This is a genomic window from Cyanobium sp. ATX-6F1, from assembly GCF_047395825.1.
GTDB lineage: Bacteria > Cyanobacteriota > Cyanobacteriia > PCC-6307 > Cyanobiaceae > ATX-6F1.
Map to the genome: position 1 here is coordinate 100,508 of NZ_JBCEBF010000002.1, position 19,888 is coordinate 120,395.

Annotated in this window: 24 protein-coding genes, 1 tRNA gene and 5 pseudogenes; 9 read left to right on the forward strand and 21 right to left on the reverse strand. The window is 68.6% G+C overall.

From position 1 onward, the window contains the following. Positions 1-3: 3 nt before the first annotated feature. From AAF143_RS10275 to AAF143_RS10300, 6 genes are all read right to left on the reverse strand, one after another. Positions 4-828 (reverse strand): hypothetical protein, encoded by an 825-nt coding sequence (locus tag AAF143_RS10275; protein WP_414026980.1) that lies wholly within the window; start codon positions 826-828, stop codon positions 4-6. Between the two features lie 16 nt (positions 829-844). Next, positions 845-2,044 carry a hypothetical protein gene (locus AAF143_RS10280; RefSeq protein ID WP_414026981.1) on the reverse strand — a complete coding sequence of 400 codons (1,200 nt, stop codon included), beginning with the start codon at positions 2,042-2,044 and terminating at the stop codon, positions 845-847. Between the two features lie 73 nt (positions 2,045-2,117). Next, complete coding sequence (locus AAF143_RS10285; RefSeq protein WP_414026982.1) at positions 2,118-2,744, reverse strand: exodeoxyribonuclease V subunit gamma; 627 nt, start codon at positions 2,742-2,744, stop codon at positions 2,118-2,120. Beyond that, positions 2,701-3,357: an exodeoxyribonuclease V subunit gamma gene (locus AAF143_RS10290; RefSeq protein WP_414026983.1), complete on the reverse strand. Its 657-nt coding sequence runs from the start codon at positions 3,355-3,357 to the stop codon at positions 2,701-2,703. Before AAF143_RS10290 ends, AAF143_RS10285 begins: the two co-directional genes overlap by 44 nt. Further along, on the reverse strand, positions 3,351-3,815 hold the full coding sequence (locus AAF143_RS10295) for a serine/threonine protein phosphatase (RefSeq protein ID WP_414026984.1): 465 nt from the start codon (positions 3,813-3,815) through the stop codon (positions 3,351-3,353). The genes AAF143_RS10290 and AAF143_RS10295 overlap by 7 nt, the downstream gene beginning before the upstream one ends. Beyond that, positions 3,815-3,985 (reverse strand): metallophosphoesterase, encoded by a 171-nt coding sequence (locus AAF143_RS10300; RefSeq protein ID WP_414026985.1) that lies wholly within the window; start codon positions 3,983-3,985, stop codon positions 3,815-3,817. Before AAF143_RS10300 ends, AAF143_RS10295 begins: the two co-directional genes overlap by 1 nt. Before the next feature lie 158 nt (positions 3,986-4,143). Between AAF143_RS10300 and AAF143_RS10305 the strand changes: the two genes are divergently transcribed. Beyond that, the gene (locus AAF143_RS10305; protein WP_255010547.1) at positions 4,144-4,518 is read left to right on the forward strand and encodes a hypothetical protein; all 375 of its coding nucleotides are present in this window, start codon (positions 4,144-4,146) and stop codon (positions 4,516-4,518) included. 40 nt (positions 4,519-4,558) lie between these two features. Here AAF143_RS10305 and AAF143_RS10310 read toward each other — a convergent pair whose 3' ends face one another. Beyond that, on the reverse strand, positions 4,559-4,888 hold the full coding sequence (locus AAF143_RS10310) for an MgPME-cyclase complex family protein (RefSeq protein WP_255010548.1): 330 nt from the start codon (positions 4,886-4,888) through the stop codon (positions 4,559-4,561). Then, positions 4,885-5,634 (reverse strand): pyridoxine 5'-phosphate synthase, encoded by a 750-nt coding sequence (locus tag AAF143_RS10315; protein WP_255010550.1) that lies wholly within the window; start codon positions 5,632-5,634, stop codon positions 4,885-4,887. The genes AAF143_RS10310 and AAF143_RS10315 overlap by 4 nt, the downstream gene beginning before the upstream one ends. A gap of 29 nt (positions 5,635-5,663) precedes the next feature. On the opposite strand from AAF143_RS10315, the pseudogene AAF143_RS10320 reads away from it, so the two are divergent. From AAF143_RS10320 to grxD, 4 genes and pseudogenes are all read left to right on the forward strand, one after another. After that, positions 5,664-6,490 (forward strand): annotated as a pseudogene (locus tag AAF143_RS10320) (lysophospholipid acyltransferase family protein). A gap of 26 nt (positions 6,491-6,516) precedes the next feature. After that, a complete protein-coding gene (locus AAF143_RS10325; protein ID WP_409995669.1) occupies positions 6,517-7,050 on the forward strand; it encodes a hypothetical protein in 534 nt (177 codons plus the stop codon). Positions 7,051-7,097: 47 nt separating this feature from the next. Then, a complete protein-coding gene (locus tag AAF143_RS10330) occupies positions 7,098-7,331 on the forward strand; it encodes a BolA family protein (RefSeq protein ID WP_255010553.1) in 234 nt (77 codons plus the stop codon). A gap of 9 nt (positions 7,332-7,340) precedes the next feature. Continuing rightward, positions 7,341-7,664 carry a Grx4 family monothiol glutaredoxin gene (gene grxD / locus AAF143_RS10335; protein ID WP_255010554.1) on the forward strand — a complete coding sequence of 108 codons (324 nt, stop codon included), beginning with the start codon at positions 7,341-7,343 and terminating at the stop codon, positions 7,662-7,664. A 49-nt stretch (positions 7,665-7,713) separates the two neighbouring features. Here the strand turns inward: grxD and AAF143_RS10340 are convergent, their stop codons facing one another. Further along, positions 7,714-7,980 (reverse strand): DUF6761 family protein, encoded by a 267-nt coding sequence (locus AAF143_RS10340; protein WP_255010556.1) that lies wholly within the window; start codon positions 7,978-7,980, stop codon positions 7,714-7,716. Positions 7,981-8,176: 196 nt separating this feature from the next. On the opposite strand from AAF143_RS10340, the gene AAF143_RS10345 reads away from it, so the two are divergent. After that, on the forward strand, positions 8,177-8,935 hold the full coding sequence (locus AAF143_RS10345; RefSeq protein ID WP_261359083.1) for a response regulator transcription factor: 759 nt from the start codon (positions 8,177-8,179) through the stop codon (positions 8,933-8,935). Here the strand turns inward: AAF143_RS10345 and AAF143_RS10350 are convergent. The 6 genes and pseudogenes from AAF143_RS10350 to AAF143_RS10375 all read right to left on the reverse strand — a co-directional run bounded on the left by AAF143_RS10350 (position 8,914) and on the right by AAF143_RS10375 (position 13,698). Continuing rightward, positions 8,914-9,237, reverse strand: coding sequence for a hypothetical protein (locus AAF143_RS10350; protein ID WP_414026986.1), 324 nt, complete (start codon positions 9,235-9,237; stop codon positions 8,914-8,916). The two genes, AAF143_RS10345 and AAF143_RS10350, sit on opposite strands and share 22 nt — an antisense overlap. Before the next feature lie 270 nt (positions 9,238-9,507). Continuing rightward, positions 9,508-9,792: a hypothetical protein gene (locus AAF143_RS10355; protein ID WP_255010558.1), complete on the reverse strand. Its 285-nt coding sequence runs from the start codon at positions 9,790-9,792 to the stop codon at positions 9,508-9,510. 178 nt (positions 9,793-9,970) lie between these two features. Then, positions 9,971-11,511, reverse strand: a pseudogene (crtH, locus tag AAF143_RS10360) (carotenoid isomerase). A gap of 52 nt (positions 11,512-11,563) precedes the next feature. Continuing rightward, positions 11,564-12,932: pseudogene (trmFO, locus tag AAF143_RS10365) on the reverse strand (FADH(2)-oxidizing methylenetetrahydrofolate--tRNA-(uracil(54)-C(5))-methyltransferase TrmFO). A gap of 8 nt (positions 12,933-12,940) precedes the next feature. After that, on the reverse strand, positions 12,941-13,063 hold the full coding sequence (locus tag AAF143_RS10370; RefSeq protein WP_255010563.1) for a photosystem II protein Y: 123 nt from the start codon (positions 13,061-13,063) through the stop codon (positions 12,941-12,943). 110 nt (positions 13,064-13,173) lie between these two features. Continuing rightward, positions 13,174-13,698 carry a gamma carbonic anhydrase family protein gene (locus tag AAF143_RS10375; protein ID WP_255010565.1) on the reverse strand — a complete coding sequence of 175 codons (525 nt, stop codon included), beginning with the start codon at positions 13,696-13,698 and terminating at the stop codon, positions 13,174-13,176. 60 nt (positions 13,699-13,758) lie between these two features. Between AAF143_RS10375 and AAF143_RS10380 the strand changes: the two genes are divergently transcribed. From AAF143_RS10380 to AAF143_RS10390, 3 genes are all read left to right on the forward strand, one after another. After that, a tRNA-Lys gene (locus AAF143_RS10380) sits at positions 13,759-13,830 on the forward strand. Positions 13,831-14,044: 214 nt separating this feature from the next. Then, the gene (locus AAF143_RS10385; protein ID WP_414026987.1) at positions 14,045-14,317 is read left to right on the forward strand and encodes a hypothetical protein; all 273 of its coding nucleotides are present in this window, start codon (positions 14,045-14,047) and stop codon (positions 14,315-14,317) included. Then, entirely contained in the window at positions 14,314-15,453 is a 1,140-nt protein-coding gene (locus AAF143_RS10390; protein WP_414026988.1) for a hypothetical protein, read from the forward strand. Before AAF143_RS10385 ends, AAF143_RS10390 begins: the two co-directional genes overlap by 4 nt. On the opposite strand, the gene AAF143_RS10395 is transcribed toward AAF143_RS10390, so the two are convergent. The 6 genes and pseudogenes from AAF143_RS10395 to AAF143_RS10420 all read right to left on the reverse strand — a co-directional run. Further along, positions 15,395-16,108, reverse strand: a complete 714-nt coding sequence (locus tag AAF143_RS10395; protein ID WP_255010568.1) for a hypothetical protein — start codon at positions 16,106-16,108, stop codon at positions 15,395-15,397. The genes AAF143_RS10390 and AAF143_RS10395 overlap by 59 nt on opposite strands. Positions 16,109-16,661: 553 nt before the next feature. Beyond that, complete coding sequence (locus tag AAF143_RS10400; protein ID WP_255010570.1) at positions 16,662-17,306, reverse strand: hypothetical protein; 645 nt, start codon at positions 17,304-17,306, stop codon at positions 16,662-16,664. Between the two features lie 96 nt (positions 17,307-17,402). Next, positions 17,403-17,609, reverse strand: coding sequence for a hypothetical protein (locus AAF143_RS10405; protein ID WP_255010572.1), 207 nt, complete (start codon positions 17,607-17,609; stop codon positions 17,403-17,405). A 5-nt stretch (positions 17,610-17,614) separates the two neighbouring features. Beyond that, complete coding sequence (locus AAF143_RS10410) at positions 17,615-18,064, reverse strand: hypothetical protein (protein ID WP_414026989.1); 450 nt, start codon at positions 18,062-18,064, stop codon at positions 17,615-17,617. Between the two features lie 6 nt (positions 18,065-18,070). After that, positions 18,071-19,140 (reverse strand): annotated as a pseudogene (locus tag AAF143_RS10415) (GTP 3',8-cyclase MoaA). A 155-nt stretch (positions 19,141-19,295) separates the two neighbouring features. After that, positions 19,296-19,696: pseudogene (locus tag AAF143_RS10420) on the reverse strand (NTP transferase domain-containing protein); the annotation flags it as partial. Between the last annotated feature and the right edge of the window lie 192 nt (positions 19,697-19,888).

Consider the following 19,888-nt stretch of genomic DNA (forward strand, 5'->3'; position numbering starts at 1 on the left):
TGATCACATGGTCCAGCACGGGGCCGTAGAGGGCCTCCGCCGCCGCCGAGAAGGGCTCGCCGAGCAGCGCCTCGATGGGGGTGTCGGCGCCAAAACAGGCCGCCAGCTCAGGGGTCTGCCGTTCCCCTGTGGACTGTCCTCTCCCCTGCCAGGCAGCGGCCGCCTCGGCCGGGCCGCTGCCCGGCGCTTTGCGCTCGGCCTCCACGAACGCCCAGCCGGTCTTGGGGGGCACGGGCCAGCAGGCGCCCCCAGCTGCTCGCGCAGGGCGAGGAGCGCCTCCAGCTGTCGGCGGGCCTGATCGGCCTCCGGGGCCTCCAGGCGGAGGATCTCCGCGAAGGTGTCCTCGGTCTTCCCCGGGCGGGCCACCAGCACCCCAGCGGCCGGCGCCTCCCCGGCGGCGGCCGCCAGCAGCAACCTCAGCCAGAGGTCGAGGCGCTGGGCCACCCCATCCCTGGCGGTGTGGGTGAGCACCAGCCAGGAACCACGCCAATCGAGTTCCAGACTGAGACCTTGCCAGCGGCTGGTGGCGCTGTGGGGTGTCCCCAGCCCCTCCAGCACCTCAGCGAGGGTGCGCCAGCGGCCCTCCATCAAGGCCGCCTCGAGCCCCCCCGATCCGGCCGGAACCTGGCTCCGGCCCCGGTCCAAAGCGAGCCAGTCCGGTGGCTCAGCCGCGCGCCGATCAGCGAGGGCCTGATCCTGCAGTTGAGCCCGCAGCAGCGCCGAACGCTGGAGCTCATTGAGTTCCAGATCTTCCAGGTCATCCACCGGCTCATGCCACTCGCCGGGGTTGATCCCCAGCTGGCGCAACCAGTGCTTCTGGGGAGCCATCAACCAATCGCGCAGGTCACCGGCGGGATCGCCTGAGCTGCGGGGGAGGTTCCCGCAGGGCCAGGGGCAGGGTCATCTGAGCGTCTCCCTGCTCCAGCAAGCGCAGGGCGTCCAGCAGGCGGCGGTCGCAGCTGGGGGAGGGCCGGGGCGGCTGGGCCAGGAAGTTGGCGCGATCGAGCGGGTTGGCCGGGTGCGTGATCGTGAGAGCGGAGGCCCCGCCCGCCAGGCGCTGGCCCAGCGTCTCCAGCAGCTGACGCACCGGCGTCGCCGGCATCAGCTCCTCGCCGCTGCGCTCGTCGCGGTTGCTCCAGCTGATCAGCAGGTGGCGGCGCGCCGAGAGCAGGGCCTCGATCAGCACGTAGCGGTCCTGGTCCGCCGGGCTGGGGTCACCCAGGCGCCGCTGGCGCTCCAGCAGGTCAAACCCCGGGCGCTCCTTCTGGCGGGGAAAGACGCCGGCGTCGAGGCCCATCAGCACGATCACCTTGTGGGGGATGGCCCGCATCGGCTCGAGGGCGCTGATGGTCAGCGCTCCGCTGCGATGGCCGAAGCGGCCGCTGTCGACCGAGAGACGTTCCTCCAGCACCGCCGCCACCACCGGCGCCCCCAGCTCCAGGCTGGTCTCTCCGGCGCTGCGCACCCAGTCGTCGTTGGCGGCCAGGATCGCCTGGCGCTCCCAGCCCCGCTCGCCGCCCTCACCGAACAGATCGTCGAGCAATTCCACCAGCAGGGTGCCCCAGCTCCCTGAGGTGCGAGGTTGGCGCAGTCGCAGAAGCCAGCGGCGCAGGCTGAGCAACAGCTGCAGGCCACTGCCCTGGGACTCCAGGCTGCCGGCCACCGCCAGGGGAGCCGCATCCCCCAGGGCCAGGCCCGGCTGATCCGGCAGCACCAGGCCCAGCAAAATTCGATCGATCGCCCAGCTGAGGCTGTGCTGACGCCCACCGCCGCGCTCCTGGCCATCGAGCCCCCAGCGGAAGCCCGCCGTCTGGAGCAGGGTCGTGAGCCGCGGGCCGTCTACGGCGGCGAGCCCGAAACGCTCCAGCAGCGCCCCGTTGCCGAGCAGCACCTCCAGGGCCGTGGCCGTGAGTCGCTCCCCACCCAGCCGCAGCAGGCCCAGCAGGGCCGTGGCCAGACCGGCCTGGCTTTGCTGGCTGCGGTCGGTGAGGCGCCAGGGCAACGCCACACCCGTGGCGGCGCTGTCGCCCAACACCGAGGCCACCAGGGGGCGAAGGTCTCCACCTGGGGGGTCATCACCAGGATGTCCCGCGGTTCGAGCGTGGGATCGGCCGCCATCAGCTGCAGCAGCCGGTCGCGCAGGATCTGCACCTGGCGCAGATGGCCCGGGCAGGGGTGGAACTCCAGGGAGCTGTCGCCCGCCGCCAGCACCCAGGGGGTTGAGCCCTATCGGACTGCCGCTCCGGCTCAGGGGACCCAGGGCCCTCGGCCGGCCCCACCAGATCCTGCTGGATCTGCTCCAGCAGGCTGGGCTCCCGCCCCTGCTGGGCGCTGACGGCGGCGGGCAGGAAGAACAGATCCCGGCCTTCCCACTGCCCCAGCTGGGCTTCACCGGTGCCCTCCAGTAACTGCTGGAACTCGGCCCCCAGGCGGCCGAACAGCCCCTCCAGCCGTGGTGCCTCCAGCACCCATTCGCCCGTGAACGGCGTGCGCCAAGCCTCCGCCTCCTGGAGCTGCTGGCGGCGCGTGCGGCAGCGGCGCCAGAGGTCGCCGCAGGGGGTGAGCAGGTACAGCTCCACATCGACCGTGCCCGAGAGGGCCTGCAGCAGCTCCACCTGCAGCGGCGCCAGGCTGCTGAGGCCGAACAGCCGCAACGGTTGGTCACTGGCCAGGGGCGCGTGGGTGCCCCGGCGCAGCTGCTCAATCGCCCGCTTCCACCCGCAGGCCGAAGGGCTCGACGCCAAGGCGGTCCCGCAGGCGCCTTAGCAGCAACGGCTGCCAGCGCTGCTGGGCCGGCAGTTCCCCGCCCAGACCGTCGCCATCCCCGCCCCGCCACCAGTGCTCCAGCAACTCCGGGCGGTAGAGGGCGTAGTCATCGAAGGCATCGGCGATGGCCCGGCCCAGCTGCCACAGGGGCAACCCGAGGCTCTCCCCTCGCCGCCGTTCCAGCCAGCGGCGCAGCAGGGCGGCCTCTGGCTCCTGCACAAGCTCACCGAGCAGCTCCAGCACGGGCCAGACCAGCTCCGTGGCCCGCCAGGGGTCCACCGCCGGCGGGCTGGTGGTGGAGCAGGCACCCTCCCCCAGCAGCTCCTCCACCAGCTGGCGCAGGCGGCTGCTGGGAAAGGGAAAGCGCAGATGGGCGGCGATGCCATCGGCGTAGGCCGCCTCAGCGCCGGAGACGCTCTGGTCCGTGCTGCCCAGGTGCAGGGCCAGTTGCTCCCCGAGCCAGCGGCTGGTGGGCCAGGTGTTCACCACCACCTGGGCCTGCTCAAACGGGCCGGCGGGACTGAGTTGCAGGCGGGCGGCCAGCAGCCGGGCGAGGAACTCCACCCGGTTGCTGCGATAGACGATCAGCAAGGGCTGCCGAGCAGGGCCTCGCGGGGCTCCAGCCAGCGGGAGCCGGGTCCGCGTCGGCCGTGAACCTGGCGCTGGGCGCCGGTTTCCGGGCAGTAGGCGGTGAGCGTGCCGCCGTAGCAGGCACCGGTGTCGATGGTGATGATGTTGTTGGGGCGGCGGTGCACCCGGGTGCTGGGGGTGTGGCCCACGATCACCTCGCCGAAACGCCCGTCGTAGTGGTCCCAGAAGGGCTCGCGCACGGACAGATCCGGCTCCCAGGTGTGGGGATCGAAGCCCGCGTGGGTGGCGACCCAGCCGCGGCCCCAGTAGGCCAGGGGCAACTGCTCGAGCCGCTCCAGCCACTGGCGGCAGAGGCCCTCGCCCAGGTGGCGATAGGTGTCGCAGCCGGCCAGATCCCGCTGGGCTTTCCAGGTGCCCAGGCGCAGGGCCCGAACCAGCTTGAACTCATGGTTTCCCATCAGCCACACCCCCGGCCGGAGGTCACCAGCGACCAGGCCAGTTCCATCGACCGCTCGATCTCGGGGCCGCGGTTGATCACATCACCACAGAGGATCAGCCGGTCGGTGGCGGGCAGAAGCCCCAGCAGATCGCAGAGCGAATCAGCGCATCCGTGGACGTCGCCGATCACCCAATGGCGAAGCGGATGGGGCCGGAGCGTCATGCAGAGCACATGCTGGTTTGAGTCTGACCTGAAGGGGGTGAATCTGTCAGCCCCCCATCGATGAACGTCAACACCAGTTGATGGTGTCCCCGGTTACCTTGCGGACTGCTGATGCCGTCCGGCCCATGGACCCTCGGTCGCTGCCGGTTGCCCGCCGGGTGCAACTTCTGGTCAAGGCGCTGAACGGCGCCGAGCGCACCAACGAGGCCCTGGCCCGCTGCAGCGATGGCGACGGCATGGTCGCTGTGCTGGTGGATGCCTCCAACAAGCTGGGGCTGGGACTCAGCCGCGAGGACCTCCTGGCGACGCCGCCGATCCGCGACTGGATCTGGTGGAAGAACAAAGAGGCCCTGCTGACCCTCGGCGACAACGTGCCGCGCTATCAGCAGGATGGCCGCCAGCAGCGGGAACGGCAGCGCCAGCAGGAGCTCCAGCCGCCCGACTCCAGCGATCCCGCCAGCACCGATGGGCCCCGCAAACGCTTCTTCGGGCTGTTCTGAGGCCTGAACCAGATCCGGGGGCGCGGGTCCCCGAGCGCCCTCAGCCCAGGCTGGCCAGAGCCTCGGTCAGGGAGGCGGCGGTGAAACGTCCCTTGAGCACGAATTCCAGGCGCAGCTTCAGAAATTCAATGAACTTGGCATCGGTGGAGACCACGGCAGCGGCCGGACGGGGCACGGCAGCGGCACTCGCCGCCAGGGCCGGGCTCTCCAGAAAGGCCGGCCGCTTCACCAGCCAGAAGTCAATCGCCTTGTCCTGCTCGCCGTAGTGGCGCTGCCGCTCCCGGAGCACCTCCTCCAGCGGTTCCTCCACCGTCAGGAAGGCTTCGCTGGCCGCCACGAAGTGAAAGACGGGGGCGGAGGACTCGCTCATGGAAAGGGGGCGTTGAACAATGGTTCCCGGCGGGGATTCTGAACCAGAGCCCGCATCTGCCGCACCGCCGCCTCCAGACCCACCGCCAGGGCCCGGGCCACGATCGTGTGACCGATGTTGAGCTCCTCGATCCCCTCGATCGCCGCCACCGGCTCCACGTTCTGATAGGTGAGCCCATGGCCGGCGTTGACCCGCAGCCCGAGTTCTCGGGCGCGGACCGTGGCCTCGATCAGTCGTGCCAGTTCCCTGGGCTGCTCCGCCCAGGCGGCCTCGGCGTAGGTGCCGGTGTGCAGCTCCACCCAGCGGGCACCGCTGCGCTGGCTCGCCCGCAGCTGATCGGCCTCGGGGTCGATGAACAGGCTCACGGGGATGCCGGCCGCCTGCAGGCGCTCCACCAGGGCACAGAGCGTCGCCTCCTGGCCGGCGACGTCCAGACCGCCTTCGGTGGTGATCTCCTGGCGCTTCTCCGGCACCAGGGTGACCATGTCGGGGCGCACCCGCAGGGCGATCGCCTCCATCTCGGCGGTGGCGGCCATCTCCAGGTTGAGGCGGCTGCCCACGGTGGCGCGCAACAACTCCAGATCGCGCAGCTGAATGTGTCGACGGTCTTCGCGCAGGTGCACGGTGATGCCATCGGCGCCGCCGAGCTCGGCCAGCAGCGCCAGGGTGACCGGATCGGGCTCGGCGGCGCGGCGGGCCTGGCGCACGCCGGCGATGTGATCGATGTTGACGCCCAGGCTGGCCACGGTCGCTGCGCCGCAAGGCCACCGATCCTATGGAGCGCCCAGCCGCGGCCGCTGGCACCCCTCGGGCGACGCGGACGCCGCCGCAACTGCCCGCCCACGGCCCAGGGCGACCGGGCACGGCCCCTAGCTTGAGGTTTGATCGAGTCCCTTCGGTGACGGCGCAGACGGCACTGATCCAGCGGGAACGCCGGCTCTGCAACGGGGTCAACCCTGTGCTGGCGCCCATCGCCGTGCTGCTCGCCCAGGACGGCCCGCTGTCGTTCTTCTTCAGCTCCCTGACCGTGCTCGGCCAGGAGCATTTGCCCCAGGGCGGACCGGTGCTGCTGGCCCCCACCCACCGGGCCCGCTGGGATGCCCTGCTGCTGAGCAGCTTCGCCGGCCGCCGGGCCTGCGGCCGGGACTGCCGCTTCATGGTCACCCTCACCGAGATGCAGGGGATCCAGGGCTGGTTCCTGGCCCGGCTGGGTTGCTTCCCCGTCGACCAGAGCCGCCCCGGCACCGCCCCCTGCGCTACGCCGTGGATCTGCTGGCCCAGGGCCAACAGGTGGTGATGTTTCCTGAGGGGCACATCCGCCGCAGCGACGAACCGATCCGGCTGCACCAGGGCCTGGCACGGGTGGCGGTGCTGGCACAAAGCCAGGGAATCGACGTGCCGGTGGTGCCGGTGGGCCTCGGCTACAGCTCCAGCCCACCCCGCTGGCGCGGTCAGGGGGCCCTCTGCTTCGGGCCGGCGCTGCGGGTGCAGGGAGAGGGTCGTTCGGCGGTGCGGAACCTGAACGAACGGCTGGCTCTGGGGATGCAATCAGCTGAAGAAGCGGCCCGGACCGCGGTGGGGCGTCCCTTCGGCAACCCCTAAAGTTCGGCCACCTTGGATGATCTGCCGTGCGCAGGCCTGTTGTGGCCCTCAGCCTTGTTCTGATGGCGGCCTTGGTGCCACTGGCCCCATCCCTTGCGGTGCGTGCCCAGGGTGAAGCGCCGAAAGCGCTGGAGGGTTCCGGCGGCGGTTTGAACCTCACGGCTGTCCGCGCCATTCTGGCCAAGGGCGACGCGGCCGCCGCCAGCGGCAACCTCGCCGAGGCCCGCAAGCAGTACGACCTCGCCCGGGACATCTCCCGCCGCCTGCTCACCTCCTACCGCGACATCAGCGGTGCGTTCCGCGGTCTCGATGCCCGTATCCCCCGGGAAATGGACCAGAACGCCCTCGAGTCGCTCGAAACCCTGGCCCAGGCCAACCTGCGGCTGGCGGCGGTGTTCCGTCGCCAGAACCAGCCCGAGGTGGCCGTTCCCCTGCTGGTGGAGGTGGTCAAGATCATGACCCCCTCCCGTGAGGAAGGCCGCAAGGCCTACCAGAGCCTGATCGAGATCGGTTTCGCCACCATCCCCTACAACGGCGGCGTGGCGGTTCCCGGCAGCTGAGCCGAGCCGCCTCTAGATTCCCCCCGACGTGAGCGGACCAGCGCCCGATGGTTCAACCGGAACAGGTGAAGGCGGCGATCATCGAATCCCTGCCCGATGCCCAGGTGGAGGTGGAAGACCTCACCGGTGGCGGTGATCACCTGCAGGTGAAGGTGGTCTCCAGCGCCTTCGATGGACTGTCCAGGGTGCGCCAACACCAGCTCGTCTACGGCGCCCTGCGCCGGGAACTGGCCAGTGAAGCCATCCACGCCCTTGCCCTGCAAACCTCCCTTCCCACCTGAACTCGAACCATGGATCCCGCCGTTCAGCAACGCATCGACGCGCTCATTGCCAGCAGCCCCGTGGTGGTGTTCATCAAGGGCACCAAGCTGATGCCCCAGTGCGGTTTCTCCAACAACGTGGTGCAGATCCTCAATTCCCTGGCGGTGCCGTTCGAAAGCTTCGACGTGCTCTCCGACGGGGAGATCCGCCAGGGGATCAAGGAGTTCTCCGAGTGGCCCACGATTCCGCAGGTCTACGTGAACGGAGAGTTCCTCGGCGGCTCGGACATCCTGATCGAGCTGTACAACTCGGGCGAACTGCGCGAAACGCTCGCGGTGGCCCTGGCCTCCTGAACGGCTCGGCCCCACTCAGCGCCTGCTGCCACTCCGAGCTCGCCACTGGTCAGTTGCGGCCGCTCTCGTAGAGGCTGCTGAGGCTGCCGTCGGGGCCGATGAAACTGGAGGGATCGAGGATCCAGCGATCAATCAGCTCCTCGAGCCGCCGCTGGGAAATCGGGTCGAGGATGGCGGTGCGCCGCAGGGCGTGGAGGTAACCATCGGCGTAGAGCCTCAGTTCCGAGGGGCCGTGGTAGCGACTGGCCAGGTCCTGGCAGGCATCACAGAGGGACTGAAAGTGGCGGATGGCGTCGGTGTTCTGCAGGGCTGTCATGAACGGGCCAGGGAGCCTCTGAAACCATGGTGGAAGCAGTTGGCGCGCAAGGGGAAGGGGGACAGCTCGAAAGGCATCGCCTGGGACCGGAGAACGCACCGACTGTTCTATAGCGTAGGTAAAAGGCCGGCTTGAGCGTGTGGAACTGCCACCGAAACCCATCCCGATCCAATCGGCCCCTGCCGATGGCACGGCCCTGACCGCCGCCGCCGTGGACGACCCCACCCTCAAGCGGGTGCTGGTGGTGGATCCCCACCCCACCCTGCGCACGGTGCTGGCCCAGCGGCTGCGCCAGGACGGCCACCTCACCGCCGCCGTGGCCAGCTCCATTGAGGCGCTGCAACTCTGTGAAGAGCTCACCCCCGACCTGCTGGTGAGTGCCGAGTTGCTGGAGGAAAGCTCCGCCCTGCGCCTGGCGGGCCAGTTGCGTTGCCCGGTGATGGTGCTCACGGCCCGCTCCGGGGCCGAGCCGATCGTCGCCCTGCTCGATGCCGGCGCCGACGACGTGCTGCGCAAGCCCTTCGGCCTCGAGGAACTGGCGGCCCGTTGCCGCAACCTGTTGCGCCGCAATGGCAGCGGCCTGCAGGAGCGGGTCTGCGTGGGCCCCCTGGATGTGCATGTGCTGCTGCGCCAGGTGACCCTGCGGGAGGAACCGGTGGAACTCAGCCCGCGGGAATTCGCCCTGCTCTGCGCCCTGCTGATGCCCCCTGGGGTGGTGCGCAGCCGTCAAGAGTTGTTGCGCATGGCCTGGCCCCCGTTCAGCGGCGGCCCCCGCTCGGTGGACACCCAGGTGCTCACCCTGCGGCGCAAGCTGGAGCAGGCGGGTCTGGGGGAAGGTGGCGGCATCGAAACGGTGCGCCAGCAGGGCTACCGCTTCAGCCTCGAAACCCTGCCGGAGGCCAGCAGCAGCCCAGCCGTCTCAGCAACCCTGGGTCAACCCGCCGGCGCCAGCTGAGCCGGCCAGCCGCCCTTGGCCAGGGCGGCCCCGACCGCCAGCTCCCCCACCAGCAACAAACCACTGAGGATCGCCAGGAGCTGGTAGGTCCATGGGGGCGTCAGCCGGCCCACAGCAGAGAGATCGAGACCGGTCTGCACCTGAAATCCCGCCAGGAAAACCTCGAAGCGTGCGATGCGCTGGGGCAACAGGCGCAGGCTGCGATCGTGGCTGCGCAGGTAGAACACGCGGCCACCCTGGCTGGTGGCAACCGGCAGCAGCGCGTCGATCTGGTCCCACTCCAGCCGCCAGCCCCGACGCAACAGCCAGGCGCACCAGGGGGTGACCCACCGACAGGCCCCTGGGATCGGTGATCACCCGTTCACTGGTGATCGCCAGCACCAGCAGAAAACCCAGGGGCAGCGCCGCCAGCATCCAGGGTCTCAGGTCCACCGGGGCCAACAGGGGCAGGGGCAGCACCAGGGCCAGGTAGAGGCTGAGCAGGGTGAGGCGGATCAGGGGCGCCATCGGGTAGCTGGAGAAGCCGGTCTCAGGCACCTCCGGGCGGCCCTCAACGGCTGTGGCCTCAGAGCTCATCGGTCGTCGGGGGAGCCGGGCAGGGGTTCGATCACGGTGCTCGGGGCGTAGCGCCCGCCGAACACCTCCGCCTCGCGCCCCTTCCAGAACTCCCCCAGGCGCATCAGGTCGGCGTGGGCGTCCTGGATCGACTCCATCATCTGCTCCGGATCCATCGTGGCTCTGGCTTCCCGCAACTTGGCCTGGCGCAGCAGGTGCCACATCCAGGGCTTACCCAGCTCGCCCCGCTGCTCCAGGTAGAGAGCCAGATCTGCGGAACTCGGAAGCGGGGAAGCGCCCATCACCTGAACCGTGAATGTTCAAGGAACAGCCTATGGAGCACGCAGGCAGCGCGTGGCAGGCCCGGGCCCGGAAACCCGAACCAGCCACTGCCCGTCTCGTCGGGGTCAATGAAGCTCAGGGCGCCTCTCGGCCAGGTTGAGTGGTTCCACCACTGACTTCCCTCAACCAGCCGCCATTTCAGTCAGGGAGGGCCCAGGGGTTGAGGCCCAGGTCGGCGCCGAGGCGATGGGCGCAGGCGAAGCCACTGAAGGCGACGGCATTGAGGCCCTGGCCGGGAAAGCAGGAATCGCCCACGCAATAGAGGCCGGGGATGGCGGTGCGGTTGAAGGGCATCGGCAGCAGGCCCGGCAGCTGACCGCGGGGGACGGGGCCATAGCTGCCCCGGTGGCGGCCGAGGAAGCGGCGGTGGCTGCGCGGGGTGCCGATCTCCTGGAGGGTGATGGCGGCCCCCAGGCCAGGGAACACAGCCTCCAGGCGCGCGATCAGTCGCTGGGCGGCCGCCTCCTTGGCCCGGCGGTAATCGGAAGGGGACAGTCCCTCCCAGGTGGCCATCGAACTGGGGGTGAAGGTGTGCACGATGTGGTGGCCGGCGGGGGCCAGCTCCGGATCCAGCAAGGTGGGGATGGAGACGAAGGCCGTGCCCTGCTCCGCCTCCATGTCCTCCCAGCGCTCCAGCAGCAGGTGGTGGCAGTGGCTGCCGGCGGGGATCACCCCTGCGTTCACCCCCAGGTGCAGGCTCAGGAACGACGGCGATTCCTCGTAGCGCTGGCGCCAGGTGCGTTCGGCGCGCGGGGTGTGGGCCTCATCCACCAGCGATCCGAAGGTGTCCCAGCGGGTGGCATTGGAGACCACCCGCCGGGCGCGGAGACACTCTCCGCCCGCCAGCTCGACGCCTACGGCGCGGCCCCCTCCAGCAGCACCCGCGTCACCCGGGCCTTGTAGCGAATCGCGCCACCATGGCGCTCGAGGCCGTGCACCAGCCGCCGGGCGATCGAACCAACGCCTCCCTTGGGGTAGTTGATGCCGCCGGCATGGCGATCGCTGAACACCATGCCGGCATTGATCATCGGCGTGCGATCGGCAGGCACCACCGACCAGCAGTAGCACTCGATGTCGATGAAGCGCAGCAGTTCGGGGTCGCGGATGTGGCGCCGGGCCACGGCGCCCACGTTCACCGGCAGCCAGCGGGCCAGCCCCAGGCAGGCCAACGGTGCTTTGAAAAAACCTTGGCCAGGTAGGCCGGATCCTCCAGCGACAGCAGCGGCATCGCATCGAGGCAGCGGAACACCCCCAGCAGGTGTCGTAGAAGGCGCGGATGCCCCGGGCCTCATGGGGAAAGCGGGCCGTGAGCGTTTCGATGAAGGTCCCGTAGTCGCGATCGACGGCAACGGTGAGCCCACCGGGCAGGTGGTATTCGAGCTGGCTGGGGTCGGGGATGGTGGGCTGGTGTTCGCCCACGGCGGCCATGGCCCGGGTGAGCAGGTTGGTGTGACCCGTTTCGCCGAAGCCGAAGATCATCGAGGCGCCCACATCGAAGGTGTAGCCCTCGCGCTCGAAACTGCCGCCGCTGCCACCGGGGATCAGGTAGCGCTCCAGCACCAGCACCTTCGCCCCTTGGCCGCCAGCTGGGTGGCGGTCACCAGGCCGCCGAAGCCCGAGCCGATCACGACCACATCCCAGGGATCCGTGGCGTCACCGCTGGGGAGGCCGGCGGCGATTGAGCTGGGGGCGAGGGTCACCGGAGAGGGCGCGGCAAGCGATCGGCCGACGCTAGGCAACCAGCAGCCAGGGTTCGGCCACCGGCGCGCTGAACGGCGCCAGATCCGCCAGGGAGCGGTCGCGGTAGGCGCCATAGCGGGCGCGCTTCTCGCGGACGCGCTCGGGCAGCTCGGGCATCAGGCCGAAGTTGGGGGGCATGGGCTGGAAGCGATCGGAGGGGGCCGAGCTGATGAAGCCGAACAGGGCGCCGGCCATGGTGGTGGGCGGCAGCACCAGGGGCTCCAGCCCCCGCACCAACCGGGCGGCATTGGTGCCCGCCAGCCAGCCCCCGGCCACGGCGGCGGCATAGCCCTCAGTGCCCGTGAGCTGCCCGGCCGCCAGCAGGCTGGGGCGGCGGCGGAACTGCAGGCTGGGCTCCAGCAGCTGGGGGATTCCAGGAAGGTGTTGCGGTGCATCACCCCGAAGCGCACGAATTCGGCGTGCTCCAGGCCAGGGATCAGGCGCAGCACCCGCTTCTGCTCGCCCCACTTGAGATTGGTCTGAAAGCCCACCAGGTTCCAGAGCTGGCCGGCCTTGTCCTCCTGACGCAGCTGCACCACGGCATAGGCGCGCTTGGCGCGGCGCAGCTCGCGGTCGTGCAGATCACCCCAGCGGGGATCCCAGAGGCCGATCGGCTTGAGCGGGCCGTAGCGCATGGTGTCCTCGCCGCGGCGGGCCAGCTCCTCGATCGGCAGGCAGCCCTCGAAGAACGTGGCGCTGTCGCGCTCGAAGTCCTTGAGTTCCGCCTGCTCGGCCTCCAGCAGCGCCTCGCGAAAGGCCGCGTACTGCTCGCGGTCCATCGGGCAGTTGATGTAATCGGCGTCGCCCTTGTCGTAGCGGCTGGCGCGGAAGGCCTTCTCCAGATCGATGCTCTCGCCTTCGATGATCGGGCTGGCGGCGTCAAAAAATGGCAGTCGGCGCGCCCGGTGAAGGCCCGCAGCTGCTCGGCCAGGGGGGCACTGGTGAGCGGTCCGGTGGCCAGCACCGCCAGATCTTCGGGCGGAGGCAGCTCGGTGAGCTCGCGCCGCTCCACGCTGATCAAGGGATGGCGCTCACAGGCCTGCGTGAGCGCCTCGCTGAAACGACCCCGGTCCACCGCCAGGGCCCCGCCGGCGGGCACCGCATGGCGGTCGGCCGTGGCGATCACCAGCGATCCCAGGCGACGCAGTTCCTCCTGCAGCAAGCCCGCGGCCCGATCACTGGAGAGCGCCCCGAAGCTGTTGCTGCAGACCAGCTCAGCGAAATGGGGGCTGTGGTGGGCCGGGGAGCGGCGCACGGGCCGCATCTCGATCAAGCGAACGGAAATCCCCGCCTCGGCGATCTGCCAGGCGGCCTCCGTGCCGGCCAAGCCGGCTCCCACCACCCAGACCGATCGGCTCAAATCAGCCCTCAGGCGCGGGACCGCTTGAGCAGCAGTTGCACCTGACCGATGGCGGCACGGCCGATGTTGAACCCAGCCCAGCCCACGGCGAGCAGGATCGGGGCAGCAACCAGCAGCAGCCGAGCATCCATGGTTTTCAGGTTAAGCGTGATCTGATCCTACGAAACTCCAGGGCCGGGCCAGGGTCAGGGGGCCGCGTTGATCGAAAACGCATCAATCGGCAGCTGAGCGAAAGGATCCTTCAGCCGCTCTCGAAGCCCGTGACGGCGCTGCGGCCGGCATGGGCCTGGGCGAGCAGGGCATAGCGGCGGGCATGGGCCCGTTGCTCGGCGGCGTCAGCGGGGCTGATCTCCCGGCGGTGCAGGGCCGGCACTCCCGCCACCAGGGTGCGGGGCGGCACATCGCGGGTGACCACGGCACCGGCCGCCACCAGGGCCCCCTCGCCCACGGTCACCCCGTTGAGAACCACGGCGCCGATGCCCACCAGGCAGCCGTCCAACAGGGTGGCCCCATGGACCACGGCCCGGTGCCCCACGGTGACCTCGGCACCGATGCGCACCGGTTGGCCGGGATCGCCATGGAGCACGGCCCCGTCCTGGATGTTGCTGAAAGCGCCCACATGGATGGCGCAGAGATCGCCGCGGGCCACCGCCAGAGGCCAGAGGCTCGCCCCCGCCTCAAGGGTCACATCGCCCAGCACGACAGCGCTGGGGGCCACCCAGGCCTCGGGGTGAATGCTGGGCTGAGGCCAGGGCGGCGTGAGCATGGAGAGGAGCTCGAATCGCCCCATTCTCCGTGTGATACGTTGCCTCTTGCCCATCCGGGCGGGTCGCTAGCTCAGCGGTAGAGCACTCGGCTTTTAACCGATTGGTCCTGAGTTCGAATCTCAGGCGACCCATCTCAAGCAGGGCAGGAGATCTGGGGCAAACCCCAGTCTCCAACAGCCTTTCTCAGTCATCCACCAGCCGGCTCAACTTGTGCGAGTTGGTGCAGGTTGTGACCAGTTGACGCACTTTTCTGTCACTGAGTGACAAACATTCCTGGCAGACTGGGGCAGCTGCGACGGACGGTCGGTGTACGGGCGGAGGGCTGTTGAACAGGCGATTCAGCGCTTGCGATTGGCGGGCTGCCGCTACCGGCTGCGTGAACGCCAGGGAAGCCCGTACCTGACCGTCTACGAGACGAAGAGAGACGGACGGGCGCTCACTGCCAAGGCCTACCTGGCAGATGACGATGAAGCCGTGGAGGCTCTGGCAGGGGTCCTTCTCGCTGCCAGCAAGGACCTCAAACGAGGTGGCCCAGGTCTCGACTGGAGTCAACTCGATGGCTCAACCAAGGGCGGCCTCTCCAGCCGTGGCCTGAGCTGGGGGAGATCCGCCGTGTGATCAAGGACGACATCGCACCTGGGGGACCGAAAGCCCGAGACCGGAACCCCTTCAGTTGCTTCTGTGACAAGGGCTACTTCGGTGTTGCCTTCAGTGACGACCAAGAAGCAAGGGCTGAGCAGCTGGAGCAGTTCTGCCTCTACACCCCCGCGTCGCTGCTGGCGCACCGCACCGATTCCAGCCAGCCCCTGGTCTCGCGAACGTTCAACACCAGCGTCTTCTACGGCACGATCCAGATGGCCAACTACCTGGCCAAGAAGGGGATCTCGATCGCCACCCCCGAGCTTCGCGAGAAGCTGGAGGGCCTCAAGGCTTCTGCCGGCCGTCCGAAGACACCCGCTCCTCGATACATCCCCCGGAGCGAGGAACTCCAGGCCTGGCTGGACCAGTTGCAACAGATCGATCCCCTGCGGGGGTGGGTGATGGCGATGATCGCCACCTTCGGTCTGCGGCCCCACGAGATCTGGCACATCGAGCAGCTTCCTGGCCAGTGCTCCGATCCGACCTTCCTGCAGATCAGCGCCTTTGAAGCCGGCGGCGATTCAGCCACCAAGACGGGGCACCGATTCGCCATCGCCCTGCCCGAGGCTTGGCTGAAGCGCTTCCGCTTGGATGACCTTCAGCACGGCCAGAAGATGCTCAAGGAACTGCGCAAGCGCTACCCCGTCAAGGCAGCCGAAGCTGCCGATGGGACCCTGCAGTTCTGGAACAACAGCGACCTGGGGCGCATCGTCGCCCACTGGCTCAAGAACAGCGGTCGGGAGGACAGGGAGATCCCTGTGAAGCTGTACGGCAGCCACCAACCAAGATCTGTTCCGGGCAAGACCAAGCCCAAGGCCAGGCGGGGACGCTGCAAGGCCTACGACCTCCGGCATGCCTGGGCGATCCGTGCGAGAGAGATGACCACCTGGTCCACCTCTCTCAAGGCCTCCTCCATGGGGCATAGCGAGGCCATCCACGCCAAGCGTTACCTCGCCGAACTGACCGCCGAGCAGATGGAGCAGGGCATGGTGCGCCAGAAGGCACTCGACGAAGGAGCCCAGCGCCCAAGCCGTGAAAGCCTGAACCTGGAGGGGATCACGCCCGAGATCCTGGCCAGAGCCAGGGCGATGGCTGCCCTGAAGAACGTGAACTGATCAGGACGCGGTCAGGCCCAAGCGCTCCAGATGCACCTTCACCGTCGAGGCTGTAGGAGCCCACGGGCTTGCCTGAGCCTGCAATGTGCAAAAAATGCACATTGCTTTCTTCGGGCAGTTCCCTCTCCTTGAAGACGTTGCCCACGTGGCGAGTGATCACCGAGCGCTCCCAGCCGAACAGCGCCGCCATCTGCGCCTGGCTCAGCCAGACGATGTCCTGCTCCAGGCGCACCTCCACGGCCATCTGGCCATCGGAGGCCTCATAGACGAGCACGTCTTCACCGGGGGCCTGCGTCTGTGCAGTGCTACGGCCCGACTCCGTCGTCACGGTTGGTCCACCACCGCCGCCGATCCGTTGGCAGAGCGGGCGAGCAGCAGGGCTGCAGCCATGGAAGGGGAATTGAACGAAGCCGCCTGGAGACTCGAAACCCTGCCCGCTGGCTTGGGGATCCTTGAGCAGGAGCAGATCGCTGCGCTTCTGGTTGATCGGGCGCAAGGGCTGCTCGAAGATCCGCAGCCCCAGCACCGGGCCGCAAAGCAGCAGCTCTTCGAGAAAGCCATCGGCCTCGGCTCGGTCCATCTCGGCCAGGGAGATGCTGCGGCCACCCACGGCGTTCTCCAGGCGGCAACGCTTGGCCTCTTGGACGAGGCGCAACAGCTGGCCCTCCAGGTGCTGGGCGTGGGCCTTGTTGAGGTAGCCGCTTCTGGAGGTGAAGGCATAGGCCGTGGTCCAGAACTCCTTGGCCTGGTACTGCTTCGGCGGCGGCCGAGTGGATCGGCTGGAAGGTTCTTGCCATGGACTTAGAACCTGAGAACCCAGCTGCGTCGGCGATCTGACATGGCTCTCTAATGACCTCCATGACAGATCGAGGACGGACTGGGGAAAGGATCAACCTGTCTTGGCAGCACTTGGACCATCGTGGTCTGGTTTTGTATCGGTTCAGTCGCCGATCGAGACGGGCAACAGGAGGCCCAGCGGGATCCGGATCTCAGGCCTGCTGCCTGCTGCGGACGGGTAATCAGGATGAAACCCTCGGCAAGAACCTCTGCCGAAGCGTGATCCTGATCTCAGTGATCAGATGCCCTTGACCGCCGCCCTCCCCGACTGGTCGCGACCATCAGCGACGTGCTGGGCAAGGGGGATACCTGATCAAATCATCACTGGTAGTGGGAGTAAGGGGCTCAAGCCATGGGTCGCCCTCTTGAGCTCACTCCAACTCGCCGGCCTTGACCTTCTCCTGGATTCTCCGCAGCAGCTCACGCGCCTGGGGCATGCAGTCGAAATATCCCCCATGGCGATCCTGCCGCGATAAGAAGAACAAGGCGCAGCGCAATTCCGTCAAGTTTGTGGCGGTGTTGTCGTTGAGGAGAGCAGCACACGCCTCGAAAGACCCAGCAACCTCGTAGCCGTCGATCGTGTGGGCGAACTCCGACCAGTCATGCAGATCTCCATCGGGGTCCGGAATTCGGTCAAGCAAGAGCTGAACGTTGTTCAGCCGCATGTCCTCAAGCGAATTACTCCGAGCACGAGCGGCTCGCTTTGCGCGGGCTTCAGCCTTCTTCCTCAACCCCTCCCACAGCTCTTCAATGTTCAGCAGGATGACCTTGAGTTCCGAACAAAAGTCCGGTTCATTCAGCGCCTCGGTGCTCATGGCGCTGTGGGTGTCGAGGGCGCCCGTGATCGCGATGCTCAACTCCCTCTGAAGATCGGGAGACTCACTGAACTCCTCTTTCCTCTGGCTGGCGGCTTGCTGCTGGAGGAGCCTGGATTTGAGCAGCTTGTTCTTGAGCAAGTTGACGTAGACCAGCAGCTCGTCTTCGTCGATCAGATCGCCCTCGCGCAGGTCATTCATTCAGCCGATAATCCCACGCAGAAGGGCCTTCTGTTGGTCTTCAACCTGGCCTGCGGGACTGTTGAGGTTGGTGGCAAGGGGAATACCAGCCGAGCTTCAAGGCCGCTGAAGCAGCCAGCTCCTGGCGCTCACGAGCTTGACCGCTTCCTGGACCGCCTCGACGCAGCGCTTGGCCCTGCGCTTGAGGTCGTCCTGGCCCTGGGCCCGCAGCAGGTAGGCCTCCATTGCTTCTGGGGTTTCGATCACAGCAAGCTGCCCGAGGATGCGATCACTGATGGCGGGATCGATCAGCAGGCGGCTCACCAGCTTCAGCTCCCAGAGGTTCGCTCCACTGCCGCCGGGGTCAAGGGGTCGTCCAAAAGCGTCCGATGGCCGGGACCACACTTCAGTCGATTTCTGAGCAGCCGGCAGGCCAGCAGAAATCCGCCGCAGGCGGCCAGGGAAACGGTGAGCACCTCTCCCCGCCCGGGGATCAGCAGCACGTAGCCCTTCCCCTTGGTGAGCGCCGCGAAGCTCGACACGCAGAACGGCATCAGGAACAGTCGCAGGGTCTGCCAGCGATCGGTTGGCGAAGCGACATCCCTGGAGACTCTGAGCATCAGGCCCACGCCGATGATCACGCTGAGGCCCAGGGAGTTCAGCCACAGCAACGGGTCGGGCTCGAACAGCGCGATGGCACTGACCAGGTACCAGATCAGATAGCACCAGAGCACCTGCTTGCCCGGGCGCAGCTTGGCGAAGTAGCGCAGCAGGGTCACCAGCGCTCAACCCCCGAGGTAGGCCATCTCGGCCCGTGGGGCCGCGACTTGGGCGCTGCTCGCGACTCGTTGTTGCTCCTGGCGCTCCTCGCTGTAGCGATCGGTGCGCGCCTCCCACAGGCCCCCAGGGCGCCTGCCAGGCCAGTGGAATCGAGGGCGGGCCGCAGCCAGGGTTTCAGATCGGTGCCGCCTGGTGGCGAACAGGCAGCCGTAGGCGATCCCATCGGCGGTGACGCGCAGGCGGTTGCAGTCGCCGCAGAAGGGGGCGCTGATCGAGGCCACCACGGCAACGTGCGACCTCGCCATCGCGGTAACGCCAGCGGCTGGCGGTGCCGTGGGCGCTGCGGCCAACGGGTTCCAGGGGCCAGCGCTCACCGAGGCGGGCCACCATCTCTGCGGCGCTGAGCACCTGATCGGCTGACCAGCCGTTGCGATGGCCCACATCCATGAACTCGATCAGGCGCAGCTCCAGCCCCCGCTCCCGGGCCAGTTCCGCCAGGGGCAGCAGCTGCTCGCCGTTGCCGCCGCGGGTGAGCACAGCGTTGAGCTTGAGCGCCCCGGTGGCTGGATCAAAACCGGCGGCGCGTGCGTGCTCGATGGCCGCGAGCACCTTCTCCAGCACCACCGCTCCGGCGGCGGCCCCCGGTCAGCCCGGCCATGCGCGCGACGCTGGCGCCATCGCTGCCATCGAGGCTGAGGGTGATTCGCTCCAGGCCCGCCGCCTTGAGCGCATGGGCCCGTTCGGCGCTCAGCAGCACACCGTTGCTGGTGAGGGCGATCTCGCGCAGACGGCCGCGGCGATCGCCTTCGGCCCGTTGGCGCAGGGGTTGGAGGGCGGCAATCAGCGCTTCGAGCCCTGGATGCAGCAAGGGCTCACCACCGGTGAGTCGCAGGGTGTGCACCCCAAGGGATACGGCCGTCTCCACGAGCTGAACGCGCTCGCCCTGGCTGAGCAGCTCAGGTGGATCTTCCCCCTCCGGGCAGCAGTAGGGGCAAGCCAGGTTGCAGCGGGCTGTGAGCGACAGGCGCAGCACCCCCAGGGGCCGGCCGAGCTGATCCAGGGGACCTTGCGCCATGGGCGCACGCTAGGGCCAGAGCGCGGCGGCGGCGGCGGGGTCGTTGGCGTTGCGCAGGGGGCGGCCGGCAGGGGCACGCTGCGGGCGCCCACCGCCTCCAGCCAGCCCTGCAGGCTGCGGCGGCCCAGGGCGAGGTGCGCCTGAAGCGAGGCCCGCTGCTGTCGATCGGCGGGGTAGATCCCCAGCAGCGGCTGCAGGCGTTCGCCATCGTGGGCCACCAGCACCTGCCCGGGGTCGCGATGCGCTTCCTGGCAGAGGATGTCGAGGCTGTCGCCATCCAGCCAGGGCATGTCGACGGGGCAGAGCAGCAACAAGGCACCTGGGTGGTGCTCCATCAGCCGGGCCAGGGCCCGCAGGGGCCCTCCCAGGGGGCCGGTTCTTCGAGGATCTCCAGGGGCACCGCCAGGGAGGGGGCGATGGCCCGGGCCAGATCGAGGTGGCTGGGGTGCCGGCTGAGCACAGTGATCGGGGCGCCAGCCAGGGCCAGCAAGCGCAGGCTGCGCTCCAGCCAGCTGCCCCCTTCCGGGTGGGGCAGCAGGGCCTTGTCGCGGCCCATGCGGCGGCTCTCGCCGCCACTGAGCAGGCAGGTCCGCAGGGGGGCATGGTCCGCGGGTCCAAGGCCAACGGCGGCAGCGGCTCACCCTATGGCGCCCCCATTCCGGGGGCAGCGCTGAGCCCATCAATTCCGTAGCGGTTGCTACCGGAGCGGCCCTGGGCGCTCCGTAGGGTCCGGCCACCGTTCCCACCA